A 19,751-nucleotide genomic window follows, 5' to 3' on the forward strand; every position below is an offset into this window, starting at 1 on the left:
TTCCGGATATGCGCCGTCGCCGCGACCCTGGCGGTGCTGGCAGGCTGCGGGAAAGCCCCGGAAAAGGAACCGAAAGCACCGATGCAGGTGATCGCGGTCGAGGCCGAACTGCCACCGCCGCCGCTGAAGCCGGAGCTGCCGGCGCTGTTCGATGACATCGAGCGCCGCACCTTCCAGTTCTTCTGGGATACGACCAACGAGGTCAACGGCCTGACTCCGGACCGCTACCCGTCGCGGCCGTTCGCCAGCATCGCCTCGATCGGCTTTGCGCTGACCGCCTATCCGATCGGCATCGAGCACGGCTGGATCAGCCGCAACCAGGCCATCGACCGCACCCTGACCACGCTGAAGTTCTTCCGCGACGCGCCGATGGGCCCCCAGCGCACCGGCCGTACTGGATACAAGGGCTTCTACTACCACTTCCTGGACATGCAGCAGGGCCACCGCTACGACAGCTGGGTGGAGCTCTCCAGCGTGGATACGGCGCTGCTGATGATGGGCGTGCTGTTCGCCCAGTCCTACTACGACGGCGACGACGCGCGGGAGAAGGAGATCCGGCAGATTGCCGACGCCCTGTACCGGCGCGTGGACTGGACCTGGCTGCAGAAACGCCCGCCGCTGGTGTCGATGGGCTGGTTCCCCGAAAGCGGCTTCATCGAGCATGACTGGATGGGCTACAACGAGGCGATGATGCTGTACATCCTCGCCCTCGGTTCGCCGAGCCATCCGGTGAGCCCGGATGCCTGGACGGTGTGGACGCGGACCTACGACAACGACTGGGGCGTGTTCCAGGGCCAGGAATACCTTTCCTTTGGGCCGCAGTTCGGCCACCAGTACAGCCATGTCTGGATCGACTTCCGCGACCTGCAGGACCAGTACATGCGCGAGCGCGGGATCGACTACTTCCTCAACAGTCGCCGCGCGACCCTGGCCCAGCGCGACTACGCGGTCGAGAACCCGATGAAATGGAAGGACTACGGCGAGAACGTGTGGGGCCTGACCGCCGGCGACGGCCCGCAGAACACCACCCAGGAATACCGGGGTGAGCAGCGCCAGTTCCGCCACTACTCGGCGCGTGGCGCCGGCCTGCGCGAGAACTTCGACGACGGCACCATCGCCCCGACCGCGGCGATCGCCTCGCTGGTGTTCGCTCCGGAGCTGGTGATCCCGGCCACGCAGGAGATGCACCGCCGCTACGGCTCTTTCCTGTATTCCAGCTATGGCTTCCTGGATTCGTTCAATCCCAGCTTCAACTACGACATCCCGCTCAAGACCGGGCGCCTGGTGCCGGGCCGTGGCTGGGTGGCCAGCGATTACATCGGTATCGACCAGGGGCCGATCCTGACCATGATCGCCAACTACCGCAACGAGTTTGTCTGGGACGTGATGAAGCGCAATGCCTACATCCGCACCGGCCTTGAGCGAGCCGGCTTCACCGGCGGCTGGCTGACCCCGGAAGGCGAGGCTCCGCCGACCCCACAGCGCGACGAGCGTGCCGCTTCGGCGCGGGCGACCGGCATTGTCGAGTCGCGCGCGGCCGCGGCGCAGGAACAACGCAAGCCGGGCCCACGCCCGGCACAGGGCAAATAAGGCCCGCCGATGATCCGCCGCGCGCTGCTGGCAATGCTGTCCTTGGCCATGCTGGCCATGGCCGGCTGCACGCGCCAGCAGGACGGCGTGACCCTGCGTTTCTGGGCTATGGGCCGCGAGGCCGAGGTGGTGACCGGGCTGATCCGCGAGTTCGAGCAGCAGAACCCGGGCATCCGCGTGCAGGTGCAGAACATCCCGTGGACCGCCGCCCACGAGAAGCTGCTGACCGCCTTCGCTGCCGAGGGACTGCCCGACGTCTGCCAGCTGGGCAATACCTGGATCCCCGAGTTCGCCACGCTGGGCGCGCTCACGCCGCTGCAGCCCTACGTGGATGCCTCGGCAATCGTCGACGAGGCGGATTACTTCCCCGGCATCTGGGACACCAACCTCATCGACGGCGAGCTGGTCGGCGTGCCGTGGTACGTCGATACCCGGCTGCTGTACTACCGAAAGGACCTGCTCGCCCGCGCCGGCTACGACCACCCGCCGCGGACCTGGGACGAGTGGGCCGAAATGATGGCGGCGATCAAGCGCCAGCAGGGCGCGGATCGCTACGCGGTGCTGATGCCGATCAACGAGTTCGAGCAGCAGCTGTCCCTTGCCCTGCAGCAGGACGATCCGCTGCTGCGCGAGGACGGCACCCGCGGCAACTTCCGCAGCCCCGGGTTCCGCCGCGCGCTGGCGTTCTACGCGCGGATGTTCGAGGAGCAGTGGGCACCGCGCATGTCCGAAACCCAGATCTCCAATGTCTGGGACGAGTTCTTCCGCGGCTTCAACGTCTTCTACCTGTCCGGGCCCTGGAACATCGGTGAGTTCAACAAACGCCAGCCGGCTGATCTGGCAGGGCAGTGGGGGACGGCGCCACTGCCGGGTCCGGACGGCCCCGGTGCAGGCATCGCCGGCGGTACCAGCCTGGTGATGTTCCGCTCCTCGGCGCACAAGGACGCGGCGTGGAAGCTGGTCGAGTTCCTGTCGCAGCCGGACGTGCAGCAGCGCTTCCATGCCCTGATCGGCGACCTGCCGCCACGGCGCAGCACCTGGGAGCACCCGGCACTGGCCGGCGATCCGCTGGCTGCGGCGTTCCGCGACCAGCTGGAGCGGGTCAAGCCCACGCCCAAGGTGCTGGAGTGGGAGCGGATCGTGCAGGAGATGCGCATCGTCACCGAGCAGGTGGTGCGCGGCGGGCTGGGCCAGGACGAGGCGGTGGAGCGGCTGGACGAGCGCGTGGACGGAATCCTGGCCAAGCGCCGCTGGATCCGGGAACAGCAGGTGCAGGCTGCGGCGGGAGTGGCGCCATGAGCCGGCGGACCTCGCTCGCCGGCTGGATCTTCGCTGCGCCGGCATTGCTGGTGATCGGCGTGTTCTTCGGCCTGCCGGTGCTGGCCGCACTGGCACTGAGCCTGACCGACTTCGACCTGTACGCGCTGGCCGACAGCCGCCACCTGCGCTTCACCGGGCTGGGCAACTACCTGGACCTGCTGCAGACGCCGATGTTCTGGAAGTCGCTGGGCAACACGGTGTACTTCGTTGCGGTGGGCGTTCCAGTGTCGATCGCGGTGTCGCTGGGTGCAGCGCTGCTGCTCAATGCACCGGTGACGCGGTTCAAGGCGCTGTTCCGTACCGCGCTGTTCGCCCCGGTGGTGACTACCCTGGTCGCGGTGGCGGTGATCTGGCGTTACCTGTTCCACACCAGCTATGGGCTGGTGAACTGGGCGCTGGCCCATGTCGGCATCGCGCCGGTGGACTGGCTGGGTGACCCGCGTTGGGCGATGCCGACGATCATGTTGTTCGCGGTGTGGAAGAACTTTGGCTACAACATGGTGATCCTGCTGGCCGGCCTGCAGTCGATCCCGCAGGACCTGTACGAGGCCGCGCGCATCGATGGAGCCTCGCGCTGGCGGCAGTTCCTGCACATCACCCTGCCGATGCTGGGGCCGGTGCTGATGGTGGTCGGGGTGATCACCGTATCCGGCTATTTCCAGCTGTTCGCCGAGCCCTACGTGATGACCCGGGGCGACCCGCTGCAGAGCACGGTGAGCGTGCTGTATTTCATGTTCGAGGAAGGCTTCAAGTGGTGGAACCTGGGCCGGGCCTCGGCCGTGGCGTTCCTGCTGTTCCTGATCATCCTGCTGGTGACCACGCTGATGATGCGGTTCGGCCGCCGCAAGGGGGTGCTGTGAGCCGCGAGGTAGGCCAATCGCGCTGGCATGGCTGGTGGGTGCACGGTGCACTGCTGGTGCTGGCCGTGCTCAGTCTGGCACCGCTGCTGTGGATGCTGTCGGTGTCGTTCATGCCGGCCGGAGATGCCTCGCGCTTCCCGCCACCATTGCTGCCGGCGGCGGTGACCACGGACAATTACCACGAGCTGTTCGCGCGCACCGGCATGGCCCGCAACTTCCTCAACAGCCTGCTGGTGTCGCTGGCGATCACCGGCGGCTCGCTGCTGTTCAACACCATGGCCGGCTATGCCTTCGCCAAGCTGCGTTTTGCCGGCCGCGAACGGCTGTTCCAGCTGCTGCTTGCCGCGCTGGTGATCCCGGCCCAGGTGGCGATGCTGCCGCTGTTCCTGCTGATGAAGCTGCTGGGCCTGGTCAACAGCTTCGGCGGGGTGGTGGTGCCGGCGCTGGCCGGGGTGTTCGGCATCTTCCTCGTGCGCCAGTACGCGCGCTCGATCCCCGATGAACTGCTGGAAGCCGCGCGCATCGACGGCGCCAGCGAGCTGCGGATCTTCTTCCAGATCGTGCTGCCGATGCTCAAGCCAGTGCTGGTGACGCTGGCCATCTTCACCTTCATGGCCGCCTGGAACGATTTCATGTGGCCGCTGATCGTGCTGACCGACCAGGAGCACTACACGCTGCCAGTGGCGCTGGCCGCGCTGTCACGCGAGCACATCATGGACGTGGAGATGATGATGGCCGGCGCGGTGGTCACGGTGCTGCCGGTGCTGCTGCTGTTCCTGCTGCTGCAGCGCTATTACATCCAGGGGCTGCTGCTGGGAAGCGTCAAGGGCTAGGGCCGTCAGTAACACTTTCAGCGATGGCATGCCGGCAAAACGCGCCCCCCCCGTGCCAATGTCTTTTTGCGAGAATCCCCATGGATCGTGGCAGGAACCAGATACGGTGTCGTCAATGAAGAAGTCCGCTGCAACCGGCCTGTTGGCGGCCGTCCTGGCCGGGGTTGCCGGCAATGGCTCGGCGAACGTGCTGGATGACTTCAACGACCCTTCGCAATGGCAACTGGTGGTATCCAACCAGGTGACCGGCACGCTGCGTCCCGTGGCCGGCAGTGGCGGCGGGCGTGCCCTTTGCCTGGACTACGATTTCCACAATGTTTCCGGTTATGCAGGGCTGCGCCGCAAGCTCGACATCCGCTACCCGGAGAACTACCAGCTGCAGTTCGAGCTGCGTGGCAACTCGCCATCCAACGACCTGCAGTTCAAGCTGCTGGACGAAAGCGGTGACAACGTCTGGTGGGTCAATCGCCCCGGCTATGAGTTCCCGAAGGCGTGGACCCGCGTGGCCTACCGCAAGCGCCATGTCGACAAGGCCTGGGGGCCGGGCAAGGATCCGGAGCTGCGGCGAAGTGCTGCGGTGGAGCTCACCATCTACAGCAAGGTTGGCGGCAAGGGCACGGTGTGCTTTGACAAGCTGGCGCTGGTGCCGTTGCCGGCAACGGACACCACTGCGCTGACCGCCAGTGTCATCGCCGACACCGCACCGGCCCTGCAGCAGCGCATCGCCGATGGGCGCCCGGACACCGTGTGGATCAGTGGCGGGGTCAAGCAGCAGACCGTCAGCCTGGACCTTGGCAAGGTGCGCGAGTTCGGCGGCGCCGAGATCCAGTGGGTGCCGGGACTGGAGGCGTCGCGTTACCTGGTCAAGTCTTCGGCCGACGGGCGCGACTGGAAGGTGTTGCGCGAGGTGGTTGCCGGCAGCCCCGGCAAGCACTGGCTGGCGCTGCCGGAAACCGAGGCGCGCTACCTGCGCTTCGACCTGGTCGACGGGCCGAGCTGGCGCTACGGCATCCGTGACATCAGCCTCAAGCCGCTGGAATACGCGGCCACGCCCAACGACTTCGTCAAGTCCATCGCGCCGCAGTTGCCGCGCGGCGCGCTGCCGCGTGGTTTCAGCGGCGAGCAGCCGTACTGGACCCTGCTGGGCCTGGATGGCGGTCGCGAGCAGGCCCTGATGGGCGAGGATGGCGCGCTGGAGCCGGCCCGCGCGGATTTCAGCGTCGAACCGTTCGTGGTGGTCGATGGCAAGACGCTGACCTGGGCCGATGTCGAAACGGCGCAGTCGCTGCAGGACCGCTACCTGCCGATTCCCACCGTGGAGTGGAAGCACGACCAGGCGCGGCTGCAGGTGACCGGCTTCGTGCAGGGGCGCCCGGAGCAGGCGCAGCTGGTGGCCCGCTACCGCCTGCACAATCCCGACAAGACCGCCCACAGGTACACCCTGGCGCTGGCGGTGCGGCCCTTCCAGGTCAATCCGCCCAGCCAGTTCCTCAACACCGTGGGTGGGATCAGCCGGATCGAGCGGCTGTCCTTCGCCGGCAACCGCGTGGACGTCAACGGCAAGCCGCGCGTGTATGCCGCGCAGGCGCCGGATGCGGTGTTCGCCACGGCCTTCGACAGCAAGCCGGAGGTCACCCACCTGGCCGAAGCGGAGCTGCCGCCGACCCGCGAGGTGCGCGACACCACCGGCCTGGCATCGGGCGCGATGCTGTACCGCTGGACGCTGGAGCCGGGGCAGACGCGCGAGGTGGCGCTGGTGCTGCCGCAGACCGGACAGTGGCAGATGTCCAATGCCTTCGATGCGGAAAAGGCGCAGCAGCAGGTGGCCTCGGTGTGGCGCGGCAAGCTTGACCGCGTGCGCCTGCGCGTGCCCGCCGCCGGCCAACCGCTGGCCGACAGCCTGCGCACCGCGCTGGCGCACATGCTGATCTCGCGGGTGGGCCCGAGCCTGCAGCCGGGTACGCGCTCGTACGCGCGCAGCTGGATCCGCGACGGCGCGATGATTTCCGAAGGCCTGCTGCGGCTGGGCCGTACCGATGCGGTGCGCGAGTACGTGGACTGGTACGCGCCGTTCCAGTTCGACGACGGCATGGTGCCGTGCTGCGTGGACGCACGCGGCAGCGATCCGGTGCCGGAGAACGACAGCCACGGCGAGCTGATCTTCACCATCGCCGAGTACTGGCGCCATACCGGCGACGGTGGCTTCCTGGAGCGGATGTGGCCGCACGTGGAAGCGGCCTATGGCTACATGGAGAAGCTGCGCCTGAGCGAGCGCACCGAAGAGAACTTCATGCGCAACCCGGCCTTCTACGGAATGATGCCGGTCTCGATCAGCCACGAAGGCTATTCAGCCAAGCCGATGCATTCGTACTGGGACAACTTCTGGGCGCTGCGTGGCTACAAGGATGCGGTGGAGATTGCCACCGCGCTGGGCAAGGAGGAAGCGTTGCCGGGGATGATTGCCTCGCGCGACGAGTTCCATGCCGACCTGCTGGATTCGCTGCGCGTGGCGGTCAGCCAGCACGGCATCGATTTCCTGCCGGGTGCCGCCGAGCTGGGTGACTTCGACCCCACCTCGACCACCATCGCGCTGGCGCCGGGCGGCGAGCAGGGGCGGCTGCCGCAGAAGCTGCTGGAACGCACCTTCGAGCGTTACTGGAGCGAGTTCGTCCAGCGCCGTGACGGCAAGCGCGAGTGGAAGGACTACACGCCCTACGAGTGGCGCAACGTCGGCGCCTTCGTGCGCCTGGGCTGGCGCGAACGTGCGTGGGACGCAGCGCGTTACTTCCTCGACGACCGCGCACCGCGGGCCTGGAACCAGTGGGCCGAGGTGGTGACGCCGACGCCGCGCAAGCCGTTCTTCCTGGGCGACCTGCCGCATGCCTGGGTGGGTTCGGACTTCGTGCGCTCGGCGCTGGACATGTTCGCCTACACCCGCGAGGTCGATGACAGCATCGTGCTCGCCGCCGGCGTGCCGACCGCGTGGCTGGCCGGCGAGGGCATCAGCGTGGAGGGCCTGCGCACCCGCCACGGTCCGCTCGGCTACACGCTCAGCCGCAGCGACCGGCAGATGAAGCTGGAAGTGGACGAGGGACTGCAACTGCCCGCCGGTGGCCTGGTGCTGGCGTGGCCATGGGCCGGCGAACCGGGCCTGGCCACCCTCAATGGAGAGGCCGTGGAGTGGACCGGTGGCGAGTTGCGGATCAACACGCTGCCGGCCGTAGTCCACATCGACCTGCCGCCGGCAGTGCGCCGTGCCGAGCGTCGCGGCGCGGGTGGCGGCGGCGAGTAAGCCGCCTGAGATGGGCGGGGCGCTTCCGGAAGTGGAGCGCCCCGCGCAACTGCAATAACGTCAGGCTGGCGCTCCGCCGCGTCGCGGCAGAGCCATAACGACAACCGTTTCAGCCCTTGCGTGCGTCGCGCACGAGCGCCGCGGCCCTGGCTGCGCTGTCGCGGACCTTGTCACACTCGCCGCCCTCGATCCAGTTGCCCGGCACCATCCACGAGCCACCAATGCAGACCACGTTCGGCTGTGCAAGGTAGTCGGCCGCGGTGGTCTCGCCGATGCCGCCGGTGGGGCACAGCTTCAGCCCGGCCAGCGGACCGGCCAGTCCCTTGATCATCGCCAAGCCGCCCACCGCGGTGGCCGGGAACAGCTTGCAGACGCTGAAGCCGAGGTTCATCAGCGACAGCAGTTCGGTCGGCGTGGCGCCGCCGGGGACCACCGGCACCGGGGCGCGGGCCAGTGCCTCGGCCAGCGGTGCCGGCGTACCCGGGGTGACCAGGAAATCGGCACCGGAATCGATGGCCTGCTGCATCTGCGTGGCATCGAGCACGGTGCCGGCGCCCACCACCACGTCCGGCAGTTCGCGCTTGAGCATGGCCAGCGCTTCCATCGCCACCGGCGTGCGCAGGGTCAGTTCGATGGCCGGCAGCCCGCCTTCCAGCAGCGCGGCCGATACCCGGCGCGCCTGTTCCAGGGTGTGGACGGTGACCACCGGCAGGATGCCGGCGGCGTGCAGCAGCTGTTCGGCGCGGTTCTGGTGCTCGGCAAGGCTCATGGATGTTCCAAAGGTGGGAAGGACTTACGCGTCCTTGGGGGAGTGCGGGGCGAGTGCGGCTGGGGCATCACCGCCGAGTTCGTACTCGGCGTCGTAATCCCAGGCACCGCCATCGCGCGAGGGCGGGCCGCAGGAGATCGACAGCGCTCCCTGGTCGGCCGGGCCCACCTGGGCGCGGTTGAAGGCGAACAGGTTGCGGCCGAGGTCGTGTGCGGAGGGCGCGGTGTTGGCCGCGACCGGGCGGGCGACGAATTCCTCGGTAGGCACCAGCACTTCCAGCGTGCCGGACTCGGCATCGACGCGCACGATGTCGCCATCGCGGACCTTGCCGATCGGGCCGCCACGTGCGGCTTCCGGGGTGACGTGGATCGCCGCCGGGATCTTGCCCGAGGCACCGGACAGGCGTCCGTCGGTGACCAGCGCGACCTTGCGCCCCTGGTTCTGCAGCATGCCCAGCAGCGGCGCCAGCGAGTGCAGCTCGGGCATGCCGTTGGCGCGCGGGCCCTGGTAGGTGACCACGGCGACGAAGTCATGCGGCAGCACGCCGGCGGCATGCAGCTTGTTGAGCTTCTGCGGGGCGTCGACCACCACCGCCTGCGCCTCGACGTAGCGATGCTCGGGCTTGACCGCCGACAGCTTGATCAGGCCGCGGCCGATGTTGCCGCGGAGCAGCCGCAGGCCGCCCTGGCTCTCGAACGGCGCGGCCACGGTGCGCACCACGCTCTCGTCTGCCGACACGCCCGGCGACGGGGCCGAGGTCAGCACACCGTTCTCCAGGCGCGGCTCGCGGGTGAAGGCGCGCATGCCTTCCGGCACCACCGTGGTGAGGTCGTGCATCAGGCCGGCGTCGAGCAGCTCGCGGAACACGAAGGGCACGCCGCCGGCGGCCTGGAAGCGGTTCACGTCGGCCTCGCCGTTGGGGTACACCCGGGCCAGCAGCGGCACCACCTGCGAGATCTGGTCCATGTCCTCCCAGGCCAGGACGATGCCGGCCGCGCGCGCCACCGCGATCCAGTGGATGGTGTGGTTGGTCGAGCCGCCGGTGGCCATCAGCGCGACGATCGCGTTGACGATTGCGCGCTCGTCGATCAGCCGGCCCAGCGGACGGTAGTCATCGCCCAGCGCGGTCATCTGCAGCACGCGGCGCACGGCCTCCTCGTCCAGGGCCTTGCGCAGCGGCGTGCCCGGGTTGATGAAGGAGCTGCCCGGCAGCTGCACGCCCATCGCCTCCAGCAGCACCTGGTTGGAGTTGGCGGTGCCGTAGAAGGTGCAGGTGCCGGCCGAGTGGTAGGACTGCGACTCGACTTCCAGCAGCTCCTCGCGGGTGGCCTCGCCGGCGGCGTAGCGCTCGCGCACCTCGGCCTTCTTCTTGTTGGGGATGCCCGGCGGCATCGGGCCGGCGGGCACGAACAGCGCCGGCAGGTGGCCGAAGGCCAGCGCGCCGATCAGCAGGCCCGGCACGATCTTGTCGCAGATGCCCAGGTACAGGGCTGCGTCGAAGGCGTCGTGGCTCAGGCCGATCGCCGCGGCCTGGGCGATCACGTCGCGCGAGAACAGCGACAGCTCCATGCCGCCGCGCCCCTGGGTGACACCGTCACACATCGCCGGCACGCCGCCGGCCACCTGCGCGGTGGCGCCCAGCTCACGGGCCAGTGATCGGATGCGTTCGGGATAGTGCTCGTACGGCTGGTGCGCCGAGAGCATGTCGTTGTAGGCGGTGATGATGCCGAGGTTGGGCGTGGCGCCGCCGCGCAGCCGCGACTTGTCGTGCTCGCCGCAGGCGGCGAACACGTGGGCCAGGTTGGCGCAGCTCAGCGGGTTGCGGTTGGGCCCGTTGCGCACGGCCTCGTCGATGCCGGCCAGGTAGGCGGCACGCGAAGGGGCGCTGCGCTGGCGAATGCGCTCGGTGACGGCTTCGATCTTGGGATGCAGGCTCATTGGAATCCGGTCAGTAGTGGGGGGCAGTGGCGGTGCTCAGGGGCACCAGTGCACCCGCAGGCGCGCGCCGGGCGTCCTGATCGCCGCCAGCACCGGGTGCTGCAGTTCGTCGTCGCCTTCCAGTGCCTGCTGCAGCACGTCGAGTTTCTTCTGCCCGCGCAGCAGCAACAGCCGGGTGCCCACCTTGGCCAGCCCGTGCGGGGTCAGGGTGATGCGCAGCGTCCATTCGTTGGCGACCGGGCAACCGGTGGCGTCCAGCGACACGTAGGGATGGGTGCTGGCCAGGGCGCGTGGCAGGTCGCGCGAGCCGGGAAACAGCGAGGCGGTGTGGCCGTCATTGCCCATGCCCAGTACCGCCAGGCACGGCGGCGGGCTGTGCCGGGCCTGCAGGTTGGCGCTGTGCACGCAGTCGGCCACCGGCATGCCGACCCGCACCAGCGGGTCGAAGTGCGCGCCCTCGGCACGCCTGAGGAAACTGTCGCGAACCAGCCAGGCGTTGCTGTCTTGGTCCTGCGGCGAGAGCCAGCGCTCGTCGACCAGGCCGACCTCGACCCGGTCCCACTGCAGCGGCAGCTCGGCCAGCGCCTGGTAGACCGGCGCCGGGGTGGTGCCACCGGACAACAGCATGCGCGCGCGGCCACGTTCGGCGATCTCGCCCTCCAGCGCCTTGCGCATCTCGGCGGCGCAGACCTCGATCCATTCGTCCGGATCGCTGTGGCGGACAAGCTCGATGGCGTCGGTGGCAAGCGCGGTCATCGTCGGATCTCCCTGGCAAGCGCGGCATCGGCCGCGTAGGCGGCGGCACCCAGCAGGCCGGGGCAGGGGTGCACCACGGCCAGCGAAGGTACGCGCGACATTGCCGGCGAGAACCGGCCCTTGTTCTCGAAACGCTGGCGGAAGCCGGAATGCTGCAGCGATTCCAGCATCCGCGGCACCAGGCCACCGGTGAGGAACACGCCATCCCAGGCGCCCTGCATCAGCACCAGGTCACCGGCGATGGAACCGAAGATGGCCAGGAACACGTCCACCGCGCGCATCGACAGCGGATCGCCCTGCGCCGCGCGTGCGGTGACGTCGGCCGGCTGCAGCACGCCCGGGTCGGAACCGGCGATCTCGCTCAGGGCGCGGTGGATGTTGACCAGGCCCGGGCCACAGATCAGGCGTTCGTTGGAGACGCGGCCGAACTGCTGCGACAGGATTTCCAGGATGCGGATTTCCTCCGGCGTGCCGGGCGGGAAGCTGACATGGCCGCCCTCGGTCTCCAACGGGTAGTTGCGGCCGTCGCGCACGATCAGGCCACCCACGCCCAGGCCGGTGCCCGGGCCGATCACGCCGTAGTTGCGCGGCTCGCCGGCCGCCGAGGGCGTCCAGCTGGCCCCGCCGATCTGCACCACGTCGCCGGGCTGCAGCAGCGAGATGGCCATGGCCTGCGCGGCAAAATCATTGATCAGGTGCAGGCTGTCGAAGCCCAGCATCGCGGCGGTGCGCGAGCGCGAGATCACCCACGGATGGTTGGTGATGCGCGCCTCGTCGCCATCCACGCGCCCGGCCACGGCGAACACGCCGCTGCGTGCCTCGCTGCCGATCTGCTCGAGGTAATGGCGCGCGGCATCGCCCAGCGAGGGGAAGTCGACGACCGCGAACTCGCGGATGCTGTCCATGTCCAGCGGGCTGGTGCCGCCGAGGTGGGCCAGCGCGAAACGTGCGTTGGTGCCGCCGATATCGGCTACCAGAGCCGGTGCGGGCGAAATGCTCATGCCTGGTCTCCGGCGTGATGGATGGGGTGGATGTCGTCGGGGAGGAAGTCGCGCGCCTCGCGCGGACCCCAGCTGCCGGCCGGGTAGGGCGCCATGGTCATGCCCGCTTCCTTCCAGGCATGGCAGACGCTGTCGATCCAGGCCCAGGCCGCGCGCACCTCGTCGTGGCGCACGAACAGCGCGCTGTTGCCGTTGAAGGCGTCCAGGAACAGGCGTTCGTAGGCAATGCGGCGATGCAGGCCGGTCGGCACGGACAGCTCCAGTTCCAGTGGCTGCAGTTCCAGCGCGCCCCATTCCGGGCCGGCCAGCGAACTCATCAGGCCCAGCTCGATGTTCTCCTGCGGCTGCAGCTGGAAGGTCAGCCGGTTTGGCGCGGCCTGCTGCCGGGTCGGGCGCTCGAACAGCCAGTGGGTCACCGGCTTGAGCGTGACCACGACCTTGGTGGTGCGTTCGGGCAGTCGCTTGCCGGTCACCAGGTGGAAGGGCACGCCCGACCAGCGCCAGTTGTCGATGTGGGCGGTGACGCCGACGAAGGTCTCGGCCTCGCTGCCTTCCGGCGGCTGGTAGGCCTGTGCCGGCTGGCCATCGATCTGGCCGGCGGTATAACGGCCGCGGATGCTGTGCTGCGCGGCGTTGCGTGCATCGAGCGGGCGCAGCGAGCGCAGCACCTTGACCTTCTCGTCGCGGATGCGGTCGGCCTCCAGCGAGGCGGGCGGCTCCATCGCCACCAGGCACAGCAACTGCAGGATGTGGCTCTGGACCATGTCGCGCAGCGCGCCGGAGCGTGAGTAGTAGGCATCACGGCCGTCCACGCCCTCGCTTTCGGCCACCAGGATGTGCACTGACTCGATGTAGTTGCGGTTCCACACCGCCTCCAGCAGCGTGTTGCCGAAGCGCAGCGCCAGCAGGTTCTGCACCGCCGCCTTGCCCAGGTAGTGGTCCAGGCGGAACACGCGGTCCTCGTCGATCAGCGCGCCGATGGCATTGAGGATCTCGTCGGCGCTGTGCGAATCCGAACCGATCGGCTTCTCCAGCATCAGCCGGTGCGGCGCGGCCAGCGCGCCGCCCTTGGCCAGGCCCTGGCAGGTGGAGATGTACAGGCCCGGCGGGATCGCCAGGTAGCTCACGCACTGGCGGTCGACCAGGTCGGACACCGCCGCGGCCACCGAGTCGGCATCGCGCAGGTCCACCGAGCGGTAGTCGATGCGGGCCAGCAGGGCGTTGATGTCGTCCTGCCGGCCGTGCGGCCAGGACTGCTGCAGGCGCGGGCGGAGCACGTCATGGAAGGCCGCGGTGTCGTGCGGCGACAGCGCAAGCGCGCGCACCCGGAAGTCGTCTGGCAGCAGGCCGTCGGCCAGCAGGCGCAGCAGCGAGGGGAACAGGTAGCGCTGCGCCAGGTCACCGGTCGCGCCGAACAGGAGGAGTGTGTCGTGCATCGCCCGAGTCTCGGTTTCGGTTGACATCGCTGTCAATTGCCTCGCAAAGGATGGGAACAGGATGGCGGAACCTCCGCCCGGGCTTGTGATGCAGCGCGGCAGGCCGTGTCGGCCACCGGTCCGCGATGGTGCCATGCCCGTGCAGGCGCGTGGCAGAATGCGCCGCACTGTATTCGTATGCATTGCGTGCACGGCGCCGATGCTTGGATCGGGTCCGTTCCGGCGGGTCCGGCGACCGCAACAAAGGACAGGATCGGCGATGGCCAACGTACTGCTGCAGGATGTCCGCAAGGTCTATGACAACGGGCACGTGGCGGTGCAGGGGGCCAGCTTCGAGATCGCCGATGGCGAGCTGATGGTGCTGGTTGGCCCATCGGGCTGCGGCAAGTCCACCCTGCTTCGGATGATCGCCGGGCTGGAGCACATCAGCGCCGGCACCCTGTGCATCGGCGGGCGCGTGGTCAACGACGTGGCGCCCAAGGACCGGGACATCGCCATGGTGTTCCAGAGCTATGCGCTGTATCCGCACATGACCGTGGCCGAGAACCTGGCCTTCGGGCTGAAGCTGCGCGGCCATGACAAGGCCACGGTCAAGGCCAGGGTCGCCGCTGCCGCGCAGACGCTGGGGCTGACCTCCATGCTCGACAAGCTGCCGCGCGAGATGTCCGGCGGCCAGCGCCAGCGCGTGGCCCTGGGCCGGGCACTGGTACGCGAACCGGCGGTGTTCCTGCTCGACGAACCGCTGTCCAACCTCGACGCCAAGCTGCGCCACAGCGTGCGCACCGAGATCGCCCAGCTGCACCGCAAGCTCGGCACCACCATGGTCTACGTCACCCACGACCAGGTCGAGGCGATGACCCTGGGACAGCGCATCGTGGTGCTCAACGAGGGCGTGGTGCAGCAGATCGACACGCCGATGGCGCTGTACGAGCGCCCGGCCAACCTGTTCGTCGCCGGCTTCCTCGGCAGCCCGGCAATGAACGTGCTGCGCGGCCGGCTGGTCGAGGGCGAGGGCGGCTGGTGGCTGGAAGACGGCGGGCTGCGCACTCCGCTGGGCCCGGCATCGATGGACCGGGCGTGGGCTGGCCAGACCGTGGCGGTAGGGGTCCGCCCCGAGCACCTGCAGCCGGCCGCGGCCGGGGAGGTGCTTGGCTTCGAGGCAGTGGTCGAGGGCGTCGAGCCGGTAGGCAACGAGATCTTCGTCAACCTCACCTACGGGGCACAGCTGCTGACGATGCGGGTGCCGCCGCAGGACCTGCCCCCGGTCGGCGCACGCATGCGCGTGGCCGTGCAGCCATCGCGGCTGCACCTGTTCGATGGATCAAGCGGCCAGCGCCTGCAGGCGTCGGCGTGAGGATCAGCGCGCCAGGCCCGGCACGAACGGCAGCGGCCGCGCCGGCTGGCCCCTGATCGACAGCGGACTGTCGGCGGTCTCCAGCGGCAGTACGGCCAAGGCGAGATCGCCGGCGACGCTGGCCACGGTGCCCAGCGCATTGCCGTCCTGCTCGACGCTGTCGCCGGCGGCCACCAATGGGGCCTGCAGCAGCTGCAGCGAGCGCTTGGCCTTGCCCAGGAAGTGGGTGCGGGCCACGATTTCCTGGCCCGGATAGCAGCCCTTCTTCACGCTGTAGCCGTTGAGCCGGTCCAGCCCCAGCTGCTGCGGGGTCCAGGCCTCGTGCTGGCTGGTCTCAAGCCGCGGCAGGCCAAAGCGCAGGTCGGCCTGGCGCCAGGCCAGCGCAAGGCTGGCGTCATCATCTGCCGCGAAGGCCCCGGCCGGTCCGATCCGCAGCGTGCGTGGCAGCTCGTCGCTGCCCAGGTCCAGCTCCCAGCCGGCCCCGCCGAGCTCGGCGATGGCCGCGCCACTGGCGGCTTCCGGTGCGGTGAATGCGCCGGCCACGGCCAGGTCCTGGCGCCATTCCAGCTTGACCTTGCGCCGGAACACGAAGCGCTGCAACTCGGCGGCAAGCGCCTCGGCGCCGCCGTCGGCCAGTACCAGCAGTACCTCGGTCTCGTTCAGCCGCAGCAGCTGGAACACCGCCCGCACGCGGCCCTTGGCCGAGAGCCAGCTGCTCCACTGCCAGTGCAGCGGGGGCAGGGCGCTGACATCGCTGCTGAACTGCGAGTGCGCGAACACCGTCGCGTCAGGGCCAGACAGGCCGAGAAGCTGGTGTCCGTGAAGGCGCGGATACGCGACGAAAGTAGGAGGAAGGTTGTCAGGCACGTGAACGGGGACTAAAATTTTGTGCGTTGCGAGACCCACGATGATAGGCCAAACAACCCCCACTCCCGATACCGAGTCCGAAACTGCCCAGGTCCCGGCGCCAGAACGCGTCGAGCAGCCAGAGCAGAAGGAGATCGGTGGTCGCGGCGGACTGGATCCGGTGCGATACGGCGATTGGGAGAAAAACGGACGCTGCATCGACTTCTGAGGTCGTGCGGCAATTAGCCAATGCGGCGCTACCTTGCCGCCCAGCCGAGACAACGAGCCCAGCGAAATGGCGAACCGACCCCGCCCCCTCTCCCCGCACCTGCAGGTGTATCGCTGGCAGATCCAGATGGCCACCTCGATCCTGCATCGAGTCACCGGCATCGTTCTGTCTGTTGGAGCCCTGATCATCGCCGGCGGCCTGCTCGCCCTGATGATGGGCCCCGAATCCTGGAACTGCTTCAGCGGCCACGCCAGCGCCTGGTACGGCAAGGCCTTCCTGTTCGCATGGACCTGGGTTTTCGCCTACCACCTGTGCAACGGCATCCGCCACGTCGCCCAGGATTTCGCGATCGGCTTCAGCAAGGCTGCCTTCATCCGCAGCTCGTGGCTGTCGGTGATCGGCTCGCTGGTCATCACTGCCCTGGTCTGGGCCTACGTCCTGATGGGGGCCTGATCATGAGCAACTTCCGTACTCCGCTGAAGAACGCGCGCGGCCTGGGCAGCTCCAAGTCCGGCACCGAGCACTTCATCCACCAGCGCCTGACCGCCACCGCACTGGTGTTCCTGTCTATCTGGTTCCTGTGCTTCGTGCTCAGCCTGATGGGCGCCGATTACGCCACCGCCACCGAGGCGGTCACCAAGCCGTGGAACGCGGTGCTGCTGGTCGGCTTCCTGGTCGCCATGTTCTGGCACGCCCAGCTCGGCCTGCAGGTCGTGCTCGAAGACTACATCCATAACTCGCTGCTGGCGCTGGCCCTCCAGGTCACCGTGAAGTTCGTCGCCGTGCTCGGCGCGATCGTCAGCATCTTCGCGGTCGCCCGCATCGCGCTTGGGAACTGATATCTCCATGTCCGCTTACAAGATCACCGAACACAAGGTCGACATGGTCGTCGTCGGCGCCGGCGGCGCCGGCCTGCGTGCGACCTTCGGCCTGGCCCAGAAGGGCCTGCAGACCGTCTGCATCACCAAGGTCTTCCCGACCCGCTCGCACACCGTGGCCGCCCAGGGCGGCATCTCGGCGGCGCTGGCCAACATGGGCGAGGACGACTGGCGCTACCACTTCTACGACACCATCAAGGGCTCGGACTGGCTGGGCGACCAGGACGCCATCGAGTACATGTGCCGCGAGGCCATCCCGGCCATCATCGAGCTGGAACACTACGGCGTTCCGTTCTCGCGTACCGAAGACGGCAAGATCTACCAGCGTCCGTTCGGCGGCATGACCACCAAGTACGGCGAAGGCCCGTCGGCGCAGCGTACCTGCGCGGCCGCCGACCGTACCGGCCACGCGATCCTGCACACCCTGTACCAGCAGTCGCTGGCCCACAACGCCCGCTTCATGATCGAGTACTTCGCGCTCGACCTGATCATGGACGAGGAAGGCGTGTGCCGCGGCGTGCTCGCCCTGGACATGGCCGAAGGCACCCTGCACCTGTTCCGCGCCCATGGCGTCGTGCTGGCCACCGGTGGCTACGGCCGCGCCTACTTCTCGGCCACCTCGGCCCATACCTGCACCGGCGACGGTGGCGGCCTGGCCATGCGTGCCGGCATCGCCATGCAGGACATGGAGTTCGTGCAGTTCCACCCGACCGGCATCTACGGCGCCGGCTGCCTGATCACCGAAGGCGTGCGAGGCGAGGGCGGCATCCTGCGCAACGCCAACGGCGAGCGCTTCATGGAGCGCTACGCACCGCACTACAAGGACCTGGCCTCGCGTGACGTGGTGTCGCGTTCGATGACCATCGAGATCAGCGAAGGCCGCGGCGTCGGCGAGCACAAGGACCACATCCTGCTCGACCTGACCCACCTGGGCCCGGGCGTGATCGACGAGAAGCTGCCGGGCATCGCCGAATCGGCCCGCATCTTCGCCGGCGTCGACGTGCACAAGCAGCCGATCCCGGTGATCCCGACCGTCCACTACAACATGGGTGGCATCCCGACCAACTACCACGGCGAAGTGGTGCAGAAGTCGGGCGACAACCCCGATGCCGTCGTCCCGGGCCTGTACGCCATCGGCGAAGCGGCCTGCGTGTCGGTGCATGGGGCCAACCGCCTGGGCTCGAACTCGCTGCTGGACCTGGTGGTGTTCGGTCGCGCCGTGGCCAACCGCTGCGCCGAGACCATCAAGCCGGGCGCCTCGCACAAGCAGCTGCCGGCCAGCGCCTGCGACAAGGCCCTGGGCCTGCTGGACAAGCTGCGCCACGCCAATGGCGACACCCCGACCGCCGTCATCCGCGACCGCATGCAGCGCACGATGCAGGCCGACGCCGCCGTGTTCCGCACCAGCGAGAAGCTGGCGGCCGGCTGCAAGAAGATGGCCGAGGTGTTCGACTCGTTCCAGGACGTCAAGGTCTCCGACCGCTCGCTGGTCTGGAACTCGGACCTGATCGAGACCTACGAGCTGAACAACCTGCTGCTCAACGCCGTGGCCACCATCAACTCGGCCGAACAGCGCAAGGAAAGCCGCGGCGCCCACGCCCACGAGGACTTCCCGGACCGCGACGACGTCAACTGGCACAAGCACACGCTGGTGACCGTCGACGAGAAGGGCAAGTGCAGCTTCGACTACCGTCCGGTGCACATGTACACGCTCAGCGATGACGTGGCCGTGGTTCCGCCGAAGCCGCGCGTCTACTGATCCCGGGAACACACGAACATGGCTGAATTTTCTCTACCCAAGAACTCCCGGGTCACCAAGGGCAAGCACTTCCCGGCCCCGGCCGGTGCGAAGAACACCCGCACCTTCAAGATCTACCGTTGGAGCCCGGATGGCGGCGAGAACCCGCGTACCGACACCTACGAGCTGGATCTGGACGCCTGCGGCCCGATGGTCCTGGACGCCCTGATCAAGATCAAGAACGAGATCGACCCGACCCTGACCTTCCGTCGCTCGTGCCGCGAGGGCATCTGCGGTTCGTGCGCGATGAACATCGACGGCACCAACACGCTGGCCTGCACCCGCGCCATCGAGGACTGCCAGAAGCAGGAAGTGCCGATCTACCCGCTGCCGCACATGGACGTGGTCAAGGACCTGGTTCCCGACCTGACCCACTTCTACGCGCAGTACGCCTCGATCAAGCCGTGGATCCGCACCCAGACCCCGGCGCCGTCCGATCGCGAGCGCCTGCAATCGCCGGAAGACCGCAAGAAGCTCGACGGCCTGTACGAGTGCATCCTGTGCGCCTGCTGCTCGACCAGCTGCCCGAGCTACTGGTGGAACGGCGAGCGTTACCTGGGCCCGGCGATCCTGCTGCAGGCCTACCGCTGGATCATCGACTCGCGTGACGAGGACACCGGTGCCCGCTTGGACGATCTGGAAGATCCGTTCAAGCTGTACCGCTGCCACACCATTATGAACTGCGCACGGACCTGCCCGAAGGGCCTGAACCCGGCGCTGGCGATCGCCGAGATCAAGAAGCTGATGATGGCGCGTCGCGCCTGATCCAGCGGATCGACGCGGCGTCGTGAGGCGCAGCATCCCGACGGCACTGGTCCCGAGACTGGTGCCGTCGTTGTTTCCGGCGTCGT

17 protein-coding genes are annotated in these 19,751 nt (G+C 68.3%); 11 read left to right on the forward strand and 6 right to left on the reverse strand.

The features are described from left to right. The first annotated feature begins 27 nt into the window (after positions 1 to 27). The 5 genes from LG380_RS02890 to LG380_RS02910 all read left to right on the forward strand — a co-directional run bounded on the left by LG380_RS02890 (position 28) and on the right by LG380_RS02910 (position 7,895). Positions 28 to 1,590, forward strand: a complete 1,563-nt coding sequence (locus LG380_RS02890) for a glucoamylase family protein (RefSeq protein WP_225766422.1) — start codon at positions 28 to 30, stop codon at positions 1,588 to 1,590. 9 nt (positions 1,591 to 1,599) lie between these two features. Continuing rightward, the gene (locus LG380_RS02895; RefSeq protein ID WP_225763525.1) at positions 1,600 to 2,889 is read left to right on the forward strand and encodes a sugar ABC transporter substrate-binding protein; all 1,290 of its coding nucleotides are present in this window, start codon (positions 1,600 to 1,602) and stop codon (positions 2,887 to 2,889) included. Beyond that, complete coding sequence (locus LG380_RS02900) at positions 2,886 to 3,770, forward strand: sugar ABC transporter permease (RefSeq protein ID WP_225763526.1); 885 nt, start codon at positions 2,886 to 2,888, stop codon at positions 3,768 to 3,770. Before LG380_RS02895 ends, LG380_RS02900 begins: the two co-directional genes overlap by 4 nt. Continuing rightward, the gene (locus tag LG380_RS02905) at positions 3,767 to 4,603 is read left to right on the forward strand and encodes a carbohydrate ABC transporter permease (RefSeq protein ID WP_225763527.1); all 837 of its coding nucleotides are present in this window, start codon (positions 3,767 to 3,769) and stop codon (positions 4,601 to 4,603) included. The genes LG380_RS02900 and LG380_RS02905 overlap by 4 nt, the downstream gene beginning before the upstream one ends. Before the next feature lie 115 nt (positions 4,604 to 4,718). Beyond that, the gene (locus LG380_RS02910) at positions 4,719 to 7,895 is read left to right on the forward strand and encodes a discoidin domain-containing protein (RefSeq protein ID WP_225763528.1); all 3,177 of its coding nucleotides are present in this window, start codon (positions 4,719 to 4,721) and stop codon (positions 7,893 to 7,895) included. A gap of 109 nt (positions 7,896 to 8,004) precedes the next feature. On the opposite strand, the gene LG380_RS02915 is transcribed toward LG380_RS02910, so the two are convergent. Genes LG380_RS02915 through zwf form a run of 5 tightly spaced genes read right to left on the reverse strand, consistent with a single transcriptional unit; the run spans position 8,005 to position 13,822 of the window. After that, on the reverse strand, positions 8,005 to 8,664 hold the full coding sequence (locus tag LG380_RS02915; RefSeq protein ID WP_225763529.1) for a bifunctional 4-hydroxy-2-oxoglutarate aldolase/2-dehydro-3-deoxy-phosphogluconate aldolase: 660 nt from the start codon (positions 8,662 to 8,664) through the stop codon (positions 8,005 to 8,007). Between the two features lie 24 nt (positions 8,665 to 8,688). Beyond that, the gene (gene edd, locus LG380_RS02920; RefSeq protein ID WP_225763530.1) at positions 8,689 to 10,602 is read right to left on the reverse strand and encodes a phosphogluconate dehydratase; all 1,914 of its coding nucleotides are present in this window, start codon (positions 10,600 to 10,602) and stop codon (positions 8,689 to 8,691) included. Between the two features lie 36 nt (positions 10,603 to 10,638). Then, entirely contained in the window at positions 10,639 to 11,358 is a 720-nt protein-coding gene (gene pgl, locus LG380_RS02925; RefSeq protein WP_225763531.1) for a 6-phosphogluconolactonase, read from the reverse strand. After that, positions 11,355 to 12,359 carry a glucokinase gene (gene glk / locus LG380_RS02930; protein WP_225763532.1) on the reverse strand — a complete coding sequence of 335 codons (1,005 nt, stop codon included), beginning with the start codon at positions 12,357 to 12,359 and terminating at the stop codon, positions 11,355 to 11,357. The genes pgl and glk overlap by 4 nt, the downstream gene beginning before the upstream one ends. Beyond that, positions 12,356 to 13,822, reverse strand: coding sequence for a glucose-6-phosphate dehydrogenase (zwf, locus tag LG380_RS02935; RefSeq protein ID WP_225763533.1), 1,467 nt, complete (start codon positions 13,820 to 13,822; stop codon positions 12,356 to 12,358). The genes glk and zwf overlap by 4 nt, the downstream gene beginning before the upstream one ends. A 232-nt stretch (positions 13,823 to 14,054) precedes the next feature. Between zwf and ugpC the strand changes: the two genes are divergently transcribed. Continuing rightward, entirely contained in the window at positions 14,055 to 15,149 is a 1,095-nt protein-coding gene (gene ugpC, locus LG380_RS02940) for a sn-glycerol-3-phosphate ABC transporter ATP-binding protein UgpC (RefSeq protein WP_225763534.1), read from the forward strand. 3 nt (positions 15,150 to 15,152) lie between these two features. Here ugpC and LG380_RS02945 read toward each other — a convergent pair whose 3' ends face one another. After that, positions 15,153 to 16,016 carry a folate-binding protein gene (locus LG380_RS02945; RefSeq protein ID WP_225763535.1) on the reverse strand — a complete coding sequence of 288 codons (864 nt, stop codon included), beginning with the start codon at positions 16,014 to 16,016 and terminating at the stop codon, positions 15,153 to 15,155. 40 nt (positions 16,017 to 16,056) lie between these two features. Here LG380_RS02945 and LG380_RS02950 point away from each other — a divergent pair, with 40 nt between their 5' ends. From LG380_RS02950 to LG380_RS02970, 5 genes are all read left to right on the forward strand, one after another. Beyond that, complete coding sequence (locus tag LG380_RS02950; protein ID WP_225763536.1) at positions 16,057 to 16,224, forward strand: DUF1674 domain-containing protein; 168 nt, start codon at positions 16,057 to 16,059, stop codon at positions 16,222 to 16,224. A 66-nt stretch (positions 16,225 to 16,290) separates the two neighbouring features. Continuing rightward, positions 16,291 to 16,677, forward strand: coding sequence for a succinate dehydrogenase, cytochrome b556 subunit (sdhC, locus tag LG380_RS02955; RefSeq protein WP_225763537.1), 387 nt, complete (start codon positions 16,291 to 16,293; stop codon positions 16,675 to 16,677). A 2-nt stretch (positions 16,678 to 16,679) separates the two neighbouring features. Continuing rightward, positions 16,680 to 17,063, forward strand: a complete 384-nt coding sequence (sdhD, locus tag LG380_RS02960; RefSeq protein WP_225763538.1) for a succinate dehydrogenase, hydrophobic membrane anchor protein — start codon at positions 16,680 to 16,682, stop codon at positions 17,061 to 17,063. A 7-nt stretch (positions 17,064 to 17,070) separates the two neighbouring features. Further along, on the forward strand, positions 17,071 to 18,861 hold the full coding sequence (gene sdhA, locus LG380_RS02965) for a succinate dehydrogenase flavoprotein subunit (protein ID WP_225763539.1): 1,791 nt from the start codon (positions 17,071 to 17,073) through the stop codon (positions 18,859 to 18,861). An 18-nt stretch (positions 18,862 to 18,879) separates the two neighbouring features. After that, entirely contained in the window at positions 18,880 to 19,665 is a 786-nt protein-coding gene (locus LG380_RS02970) for a succinate dehydrogenase iron-sulfur subunit (protein ID WP_225763540.1), read from the forward strand. Positions 19,666 to 19,751: the final 86 nt, after the last annotated feature.

The organism is Stenotrophomonas sp. Marseille-Q4652 (genome assembly GCF_916618915.1).
GTDB lineage: Bacteria > Pseudomonadota > Gammaproteobacteria > Xanthomonadales > Xanthomonadaceae > Stenotrophomonas.